The sequence below is a fragment of the Acidobacteriota bacterium genome (assembly GCA_034211275.1).
Taxonomy (GTDB): Bacteria; Acidobacteriota; Thermoanaerobaculia; order Multivoradales; family JAHZIX01; genus JAGQSE01.
Window position 1 is genome coordinate 1 of the sequence record JAXHTF010000332.1, and the last position, 3122, is coordinate 3122.

The 3122-nt window shown below is 69.0% G+C and carries 1 protein-coding gene; it reads left to right on the forward strand.

The annotated features are described in order from the left end of the window. Positions 1 to 2781: glycosyl hydrolase (locus tag SX243_25635; protein MDY7096372.1), on the forward strand; the 2781-nt coding region annotated here is incomplete at its 5' end. Positions 2782 to 3122 lie beyond the last annotated feature (341 nt).

The window sequence follows — 3122 nt, forward strand, 5'->3', positions numbered from 1 at the left end:
GCGGTGCTGGGGCACCTCTACGGCCCCAACGAGGAGCGCGGCGTCTACCGTTCCAAAGACGGCGGCACGACCTGGGAGCGCATCCTCTTCGTCAACCCCGACGCCGGCGCCGTGGACCTGGCCATGGATCCCACCAACCCGCGCATCCTCTACGCCAGCTTCTGGCGCGTGCGCCGCACGCCCTGGAGCCTGGAGAGCGGCGGTGAGGGCTCGGGGCTGTGGAAGAGCACCGACGGCGGGGACAGCTGGCAGGAGCTCACCGCCAACGAGGGCCTGCCCGTGGGGCCGGTGGGGATCATCGGCATCACCGTCTCCCCCACCAATCCGGAGAACCTCTACGCCATCGTCGAGGCCGACGAGGGCGGCGTCTTCCGCTCCCGAGACGGTGGCGAGACCTGGACCCGCACCAACCAGCAGCGGGATCTGCGCCAGCGGGCCTGGTATTACACCCGCATCTACGCCGACCCCGGTGACGAGGAGGCGGTGTACGTGGTCAACGTGCGCTTCCACCGCTCCCAGGACGGCGGCCGCACCTTCAGCCAGATCCCCACGCCCCACGGCGACAACCACGACCTGTGGATCGCGCCGGAGGATCCCCGCCGCATGGTGGAAGCCAACGACGGCGGCGCCAACGTCAGCTACGACGGCGGCGAGCATTGGTCCACCCAGGCCAACCAACCCACCGCCCAGATGTACCGGGTGTCGGTGGACAACGACTTCCCCTACCGACTGCTGGGGGGGCAGCAGGACAACTCGGCGGTGCGCATCCGCTCCCGCTCCGCCGACCGCGGCTTCATCGGCCCGCGGGATTGGGAACCCACCGCCGGCGGCGAGAGCGGCCACATCGTCGCCAAGCCGGACGATCCGGACGTAGTCTACGGCGGTTCCTACGGCGGCTTTCTGATGCGCGTGAATCACCGTACCGGCGAGCGCCGGCTGGTCAACGTATGGCCCGACGATCCCATGGGCTGGGGAGCGGCGGAGCTCAAATACCGCTTCCAGTGGAACTTCCCCCTCTTCTTCTCCCCCCACGATGCGGACACACTCTACGCCGCCGCCAACGTCCTCTTCCGCAGCCGCGACGGGGGCGAGACCTGGGAGCAGCTGAGCGCAGATCTGACCCGCGACGACAAGAGCAAGCAGGGCCCCTCCGGCGGCCCCATCACCAAGGACAACACCAGCGTCGAGTACTACGCCACCATCTTCGCCGCCCTCGAATCACCCCACGAACCGGGAGTGCTATGGGCGGGCTCCGACGACGGCCTGGTACACGTCTCCCGCAACGACGGCGAGAGCTGGCAGGAAGTCACCCCCCCGGGCCTGCCGGAGTGGACTCAGATCAACAGCATCGAGGCCCACCCCACGGAGCCCGGCGGTCTCTACCTCGCCGGCACCCGCTACAAGCTGGACGACTTCGAGCCCTACCTCTTCCGCACCCTCGACTACGGCGCTACCTGGCAGCGCATCGACGCCGGCATCCCCCGCCACCACTTCACCCGGGTGGTGCGGGCCGACCCGTACCGCCCGGGGCTGCTCTACGCCGGCACGGAGAACGGCGTCTATGTCAGCTTCGATGACGGCGGCAGCTGGCAGAGTCTGCAGCTGGAGCTGCCCCTGGCCCCGGTCACCGATCTGGCGGTGAAGGAGCAGGACCTCATCGCCGCCACCCAGGGCCGAGGCTATTGGATCCTCGACGACCTGACGCCCCTACACCAGCTGGCGGAAGCCCGGCAGGCCGTCGACGGCGGCGCTCCGGCCCACCTCTTCACCCCCCGCCCGGCCTATCGCCTGCCCGGTGGCCAAGCTGAAGACCCCGGCCCCAATGGCACCAACCCGCCGGCGGGGGCGGTGATCCACTTCTATCTGCCGGAGGTACCGGAGTTGCCTTCCTCGGAGGGCACCTCGTCAGAAGCCACGGAAGCGAGCGGCGAGGAGGAGGATCTGAAGGCGGAGGATTCCTCCCCGGCGGTGCGGATGCAAATCCTGGAGGCCGACGGCACCGTCGTCCGCACCTTCACTCCGGCTCCACCCAAAGGGCAGCCGGGGCAGGGCGCCGACGAGCGCCCGGATCCCGGGGCTACCGAGCTCGCGGAGCTAGAGCTGGAGGAAGGAGCTAACCACTTCGTATGGGATCTGCGCTACCCCGGCGCCGAGTCCTTCCCCGGCCTGGTGCTGTGGAATCGCAACCTGCAAGGCCCCCGGGCCGTCCCCGGCACCTACACGGCGCGGCTGGAGGTCGGCGACTGGAGCGCCGAGGCTCCCTTCGAGGTCCTCGCCGACCCCCGCAGCTCGGCGAGCCCCGAGGACCGGCAGGCGCAATTCGATTTCCTGATCTCGGTGCGCGACCAGCTCACCCGCACCCACCAGGCCATCGGCAAGGTACGCACGGTGCGGGAGCAGCTGAAAGGCCTGGAGCAACGCCTCGAGAAGAGCTCGGTGACCGCGCCGAAGGAGCTCACCGCCGCCGTGGACGAGGTGTTGGAGCACCTGGACACCCACGAGAAGGCGCTCTATCAGACGAAGAATCAGAGCCCCCAAGATCCCCTCAACTACCCCATCCGCCTCAACGACAAGCTCTCCAACCTCCTGCGCCTAGCCTCCTTCGGCGACAACGCTCCCACGGCCTCGATGCTAGAGGTCCGCGACGAGCTCACCGCCGCCATCAAGGAGCACCTGGCCGCACTGGAGACGATCTGGAACGAGGAGCTCCCGCAGCTCAACCAGCTGGCCCGGGAGGCGGAAGTGCCGGTGATTTTGGTGCCGGAGGAGGCTGCGGAGTAGGGGGGGCGCAGGGGGGACCCACTTGTTGATCGGCTCGTGGATCCCCGGTTCTCCAGCCCAAAATTCGACTCCACCAACGCTCGGCCCCTCCCCAGCGGTCCCGCCGAGCCAGCGGCCGTGAGGAGGGAGCGGGATCCGAGGATGGCCTGGGCTGCCGGGCCACCCGCAGGACCCGACTCCCGACGGTCCACCGCCGACGGTCCTTGTTGCCCAGCGAGTTCCTCAAGGGGGACCCACTTGTTGATCGGCCGGGATGCCGGAGCCCTCACCCCCTCGATCCCCCTCTCCCAGCCCACCCTCCCGACCACCCGGTAGAGGGGGAAGCTCGTTGTTCAGCGTAG